This is a genomic window from Clostridium gallinarum (genome assembly GCF_014836325.1).
Classification (GTDB): Bacteria; Bacillota; Clostridia; order Clostridiales; family Clostridiaceae; genus Clostridium; species Clostridium gallinarum.
Window position 1 is genome coordinate 1 of sequence record NZ_JACSQZ010000100.1, and the last position, 5,540, is coordinate 5,540.

The 5,540-nt window shown below is 25.2% G+C and carries 6 protein-coding genes; 3 read left to right on the top strand and 3 right to left on the bottom strand.

Annotated features, from left to right (window positions below; translation table 11 throughout):
* Positions 1-217: 217 nt before the first annotated feature.
* Entirely contained in the window at positions 218-436 is a 219-nt protein-coding gene (locus tag H9660_RS15650; RefSeq protein WP_191751304.1) for a DUF378 domain-containing protein, read from the bottom strand.
* A 146-nt stretch (positions 437-582) separates the two neighbouring features.
* Between H9660_RS15650 and purB the strand changes: the two genes are divergently transcribed.
* Together purB and H9660_RS15660 are read left to right on the top strand one after the other, a co-directional pair.
* On the top strand, positions 583-2,013 hold the full coding sequence (gene purB / locus H9660_RS15655; protein WP_191751305.1) for an adenylosuccinate lyase: 1,431 nt from the start codon (positions 583-585) through the stop codon (positions 2,011-2,013).
* A gap of 104 nt (positions 2,014-2,117) precedes the next feature.
* Positions 2,118-2,285 (top strand): hypothetical protein, encoded by a 168-nt coding sequence (locus H9660_RS15660; RefSeq protein WP_191751306.1) that lies wholly within the window; start codon positions 2,118-2,120, stop codon positions 2,283-2,285.
* A gap of 210 nt (positions 2,286-2,495) precedes the next feature.
* Here the strand turns inward: H9660_RS15660 and H9660_RS15665 are convergent, their stop codons facing one another.
* Positions 2,496-3,128, bottom strand: coding sequence for a GerMN domain-containing protein (locus H9660_RS15665; protein ID WP_191751307.1), 633 nt, complete (start codon positions 3,126-3,128; stop codon positions 2,496-2,498).
* Between the two features lie 213 nt (positions 3,129-3,341).
* Between H9660_RS15665 and H9660_RS15670 the strand changes: the two genes are divergently transcribed.
* Positions 3,342-4,532, top strand: a complete 1,191-nt coding sequence (locus H9660_RS15670) for a DUF6398 domain-containing protein (protein ID WP_191751308.1) — start codon at positions 3,342-3,344, stop codon at positions 4,530-4,532.
* Between the two features lie 72 nt (positions 4,533-4,604).
* Here the strand turns inward: H9660_RS15670 and H9660_RS15675 are convergent.
* Positions 4,605-5,540 (bottom strand): hypothetical protein (locus H9660_RS15675; protein ID WP_207729506.1); only part of this gene is annotated, 936 nt, incomplete at its 5' end.

Sequence of the window (5,540 nt, forward strand, 5' to 3'; positions counted from 1 at the left end):
TAATAATATTCGTATTAGCTTTTATAATTTTATTATACGAGGAAAGTATAAAAAGTTATGCCTTATTATTAACTATTCATACTTTCCTTCCTTCAGTTTGTAAAGAGATAAACATTGTATGAGGTTGACTTGGAGCGCATGCGACGGAGCAAGGAATATAATGTTTATCTCTTTTTTATTAGTTAAGGAAAAATATTATTAAAAACTTCTTATGTAACTAGTTACTAAATTTAAATAATTCACATTTAAATACTAATATTATAATATTTATAGCAGCTGCACAAATTGTTATATAGATTATTCTTTGTAAAAGAATAGATCCTAAAGAAAATAAACTTACAATATTTACATTAAATAAACCTATAAATCCCCAGTTGATTGCGCCTATTAAAACTAATAAAAAAGATATCTTATCCAATAAACTTATTTTATACATTTTTATTCCCCCTTATAAAGTAATATATTATAGTATATTATATAAGAATAAAAATATAACTCAAAAAAGTGAAAATTAATTTAAGATATGATATAATACGAATGATGAAAATGGAAAATAAAAATTTATTCGGAGGTTTTCAAAAGATGAGAGACTTATATAATTCACCATTAAACTCAAGATATGCATCAAAAGAAATGAGCTACATATTTTCGGATAATATGAAATTTTCAACTTGGAGAAAATTATGGGTAGCATTAGCTGAAGGAGAAAAAGAGCTAGGTTTAAATATTACAGAAGAACAAATAGAAGAGCTTAAATCTAATATAAATAATATAAACTACGATGAAGCTATAAAAAGAGAAAAGGAAGTTAGACATGATGTAATGAGTCATGTATATGCTTATGGATTACAATGTCCTAGTGCTAAAGGCATAATTCATTTAGGAGCTACAAGCTGCTATGTGGGAGATAATACAGATATAATTATTATGAAAAATGCTTTATTATTAGTTAAAAAGAAAATAGTAACAGTAATAAATCATTTATCTAATTTTGCACTTAAGTATAAAGATATGCCAACTTTAGGATTTACCCATTTCCAGCCTGCTCAGTTAACTACAGTAGGAAAAAGAGCTACACTTTGGATACAAGATTTAATACTTGATATAGAAAACATAGATTTCTTATTATCTACATTAAGATTAAGAGGAGTTAAAGGAACAACAGGAACTCAAGCTAGTTTTATGACATTATTTAATAATAATGAAGAAAAAGTAAAAGATTTAGATAAAATAGTAGCTAAAAAAATGGGGTTTGAAAATAGTTATGGAGTAACTGGTCAAACATATCCAAGAAAATTAGATTCTATAGTTTTAAATAGATTATCTGAAGTTGCTCAAAGCGCGTATAAGTTTAGTAATGATTTAAGATTACTTCAAAGTATGAAGGAAATAGAAGAGCCTTTTGAAAAAAATCAAATAGGATCTTCAGCTATGGCATATAAGAGAAATCCTATGAGAAGTGAAAGAATGAGCTCTTTAGCTAGATATGTTATTGTAAATTCATTAAATCCAGCGATAACAGCAGCAACTCAATGGTTTGAAAGAACATTAGATGATTCTGCAAATAAAAGAATAGCAGTTGCTGAAGCATTTTTAGCGCTAGATGGAGTTTTAAATTTATATATAAATATTGCAGAAAATATGGTTGTTTACGAAAAAGTTATAAATTCTCATGTAAATAATGAGTTACCATTTATGGCAACAGAAAATATTATGATGGAAGCAGTAAAAAGAGGTGGTGACAGACAAGAATTACATGAAAAGATTAGAATACACTCAATGGAAGCTGCTCAAAGAGTAAAAGGAGAAGGTTTAAATAATGATCTTATTGAAAGAATAATAAATGATAGTAGTTTTATGCTTTCTAAAGAAGAAATTTTAAATATAATTGATCCAAATAAATTTGTTGGAAGAGCTCCAAGCCAAGTTGTTGAGTTTATAAATGAATATGTAAAACCAATTATTGATGATAACCAAGATGCTTTAGAAATAAAAAGTGAAATAAGTGTTTAATTCTATTTATTAAAATCCATTGCTACCCTATAAGTAATCTTTAGTTTAATAAAAAGTATATAATTGACAATAATTAATTATAAGAAGCAAAGGGAGGAAAATGTATGGAGTTTGAAAGTAATAATTTTATTAATACATGCATTACTTGCAATGGAGTAGGAAAGATAAATTGTGATTGTGGAAGTAATAGTATCCCTAATAAAAAATGTGTAACTTGCCAAGGGATAGGAAATTTTAAGTGCCCTATATGTGAAGGTGAGGGTAAGCTATAATATATGAAATTTAAGATAGGTTTAAGACCTATCTTTTTTCATGAAATTAATATTCAATAGATACTTTAAAGAAGAGAAATTTAAAAAAGGAATTAAAATAAAATGTATAGCTGTTATAGTAGATGACTTATTTTACAGAAAATGAATTGAATATTAATAATAGGGGTGCGTAAAGCAACCCTATTATAGTTTAAATTATATTTATTTGATTTAATTTAGAGGAGATGAATTATCTAAATCAACTTTAAAGCTTTCACCTTCAGACATTAAAATATGTCCTGAAGAATAAGGTTCTCCATCTAAAGTTATAATAACATTATCAACTTTAAAGTAGCTACCGAAAGTATTACATATAGCTTTAATAGTACTTGATTCGGCACCTCCTCCTAAATTTTGTGCTTGTACAAAGTTTGAAGAAAAATCTAAGGTTATAGTTGAACTTTCTTCATCAACATTAGCTGAATTTAAATTTATTTCATTAGAAATAGCTGGAGCTATGTCAGAATTAGGTGATTTTTTTAGTTCATCTACTAATGCTGTAGCAGTCATCTTTTCTTCAATTTTAATAACTTTATTTATGTATACTATTTTGTCATTTACAGCATCATAATAATAAATATTAGCATTTGCCTCTTTTATATCTTCTTTATTATCTGCGTTATTATTTACATTACTAACTTCATTATTACTTTCATTACTAGAGTTTGCTTTATCAGAAGATTCATTAGCTGAAGAAGCTAAGTTATTATTTTGAGTTGTTACATTTTTTGCAGACTCCTTACAAGAAATCATAGAAAATGGTATTGATAATGATAATAATATTGCAATTATTTTCTTTTTCATTTAAAACTCCTCCAAACTTAATTTAATTAAAATGAAAAACTTGTTAAATAAATTATAACATAATAAATATATTGTTACAAATTTACATAAAATATTAGATAATAATGCAGTAATGTTTGAAAATTTGATGTAAATATCATATAATATAAAACATCGGCTTAAACATCATTTATTAAAGTTTAAATACCATATAGAAGAAGGAGAAAATAAGTAATGCAAAAAACAACTGAAGTGAATAATGAAAGATATTTAGAAATCATGAGAATAATTGAAGAGGTATGTAAAAATAATTTGAATGAAGAATACTTGTTTCTTGCAGAAAACTTATGTAAAGAAATATTTGAATTAGATAATGCTAATTTAAATAAGGGTAAGGCTAATTCATGGGCTTGCGGAATTATTCATGCTATTGCTTTGAAAAATGGATTATTCACGAATAAATCCAATATAGATATTAAGGCTTCAGATTTTTATAAGTTATTTAATATAAGTAGTAGTACAGGCCTTTCTAAATCAAAAGATGTAAGAACGATGATAAACATTGATGAGGACAAATGGTTAATTTCTTCTAAAGTTGAAGTTGAAGAAGTAATAAATATTAAAGAACAAGAAGCAGAAATAGATGAAAAAGATGAAAATATAGATGATATTATACTTGAAGAAGATAAGGATTTAGTAGAAGCCAACAAAATAGCAAATGATGCATGGAATCAAAAGAATTTTAAACAAAAAGTAAAACTTGCAAAGGAAGCTTTAGAGATTAGTGAAAAGTGTGCAGAAGCATATATCATATTATCTTATGATAATTCCTTAAATAAAGAAGAACAAAAGAAATTAGCTAATAAAGCTGTAGAAGTAGCAAAAGAAGTTATAGGTGAAGAAAATATAAATAAGTTTATTGGAAAGTATTTAGACTTAGAAATAACTAAACCTTATTATAGTGCGAAATATAGACTTGGTAATCTATTATGGAGTATAAATGAAAAAAGAGAAGCCATAAGAGAATTTAAGGAACTATTAAGATTATGTCCTGAAGATAGACTGCTAATAAGAGGAGTTTTACTATCTTGGTTAATTGCTGAAAATTTAGATGAAGATTTAGAGAATATTTTATCTCAGTATAAAGATGATTATCTTTCAGCAACTAAATTTTCAAAAGCACTTTACTTATTTAAATTAGGTAAAGTAGAGGAAGCTGAAAGAGCTTTGAGAATAGCTAATGCTTCTAATCCATTTGTTATAGATTATATTACTAAACAAAAAAGAATACCTAAAGTCCAAAAAGAATTTAAAAGCTTAGGATCAGAAGAAGATGCAATAAATTATATTAAAAATGCAGAAATAGCATGGGACTCTGTTGATGGAGCAAGAAACTGGGTAAAAGAAATAAAAAATAATCTTTAAAAATAAAAGTGTCTAAGTTATGGTCTTATCCACGTCTATTTGACGGGGAGAAGACCATTAAAGGGACACTTTTTATTTTTTATATGAATCTAGTATTTTAATAATAAGTTTTTTATAACCGTTACAAAAAGAAAAATTAGAAGGTATATTTTGGGGAGTGTATAAGTAATTTTTATAATCTGTTTTATTGTTAAAATATAATTCATACAAGTTTTTATGGTAGGTAGAATTTAAATTATTATAAATTTTATCTAAAATATCATCATTAGGAGTGTATCTAGTATCTGTTATTTTTAGATAAATAAAATAGTAAAGAAGTGATATAGAGGTTTTTTCAATTTGTCTATAATCAAGTGACTTAATATTATCATAATCATATATAAGATTATTAAAGAAAATATATATAGATGAATGTAAAGATAATATATCATTATTTATATAACTAAGAAGAGAATTTGTATAAAAAGATAAATTATTTAAAAAATCCCATAGGTTATTTACATCAAAAGTATTAATTGATATATTTTTTGAAATTTCAATATGGTAATCTGTAAGAATTCTTTTGCTTTCATCAGAAACTTCATCGTCACCACATAAGGTAAAACTTCTAACTGTATCAAAAGCAATACGAGTATCTTCCTTAGATCCAATAGCATATTTTCCATCTTCATTAAAGAAGTTGATAGTAGCTAGACAAAAATAAATTAATGAAGTTAGAGCTAAGTATGAATATTCCAATTTACTTATGCCTATTGAAAATAATAATACAAAGATAATAAAATCATAGATAGGTCCTATCCAGTAATAAACCCTCAATTTTTTTAGTAAAATATTATATTTTGTTTTTGAAGATATAGAAATGGAATTAAAATGAAGTTTATTTGTAATAAAATTATCTTTAAATAATAAAAAGTTTAATTTCCACTTTTTATCATTTTGGTTGAAGTTGAAAGGTATCATATAAAAAGTAGATAATTTAAATCCTAATAATAATGAAGTTATATAATG

Excerpts from the sequence above, each read along its gene's own strand:
- H9660_RS15660 (WP_191751306.1), top strand. The coding sequence starts at position 2,118 with ATGGAGTTTGAAAGTAATAATTTTATTAATACATGCATTACTTGCAAT.
- purB (WP_191751305.1), top strand. The coding sequence starts at position 583 with ATGAGAGACTTATATAATTCACCATTAAACTCAAGATATGCATCAAAA.
- H9660_RS15665 (WP_191751307.1), bottom strand. The coding sequence starts at position 3,128 with ATGAAAAAGAAAATAATTGCAATATTATTATCATTATCAATACCATTT.
- H9660_RS15670 (WP_191751308.1), top strand. The coding sequence starts at position 3,342 with ATGCAAAAAACAACTGAAGTGAATAATGAAAGATATTTAGAAATCATG.
- H9660_RS15650 (WP_191751304.1), bottom strand. The coding sequence starts at position 436 with ATGTATAAAATAAGTTTATTGGATAAGATATCTTTTTTATTAGTTTTA.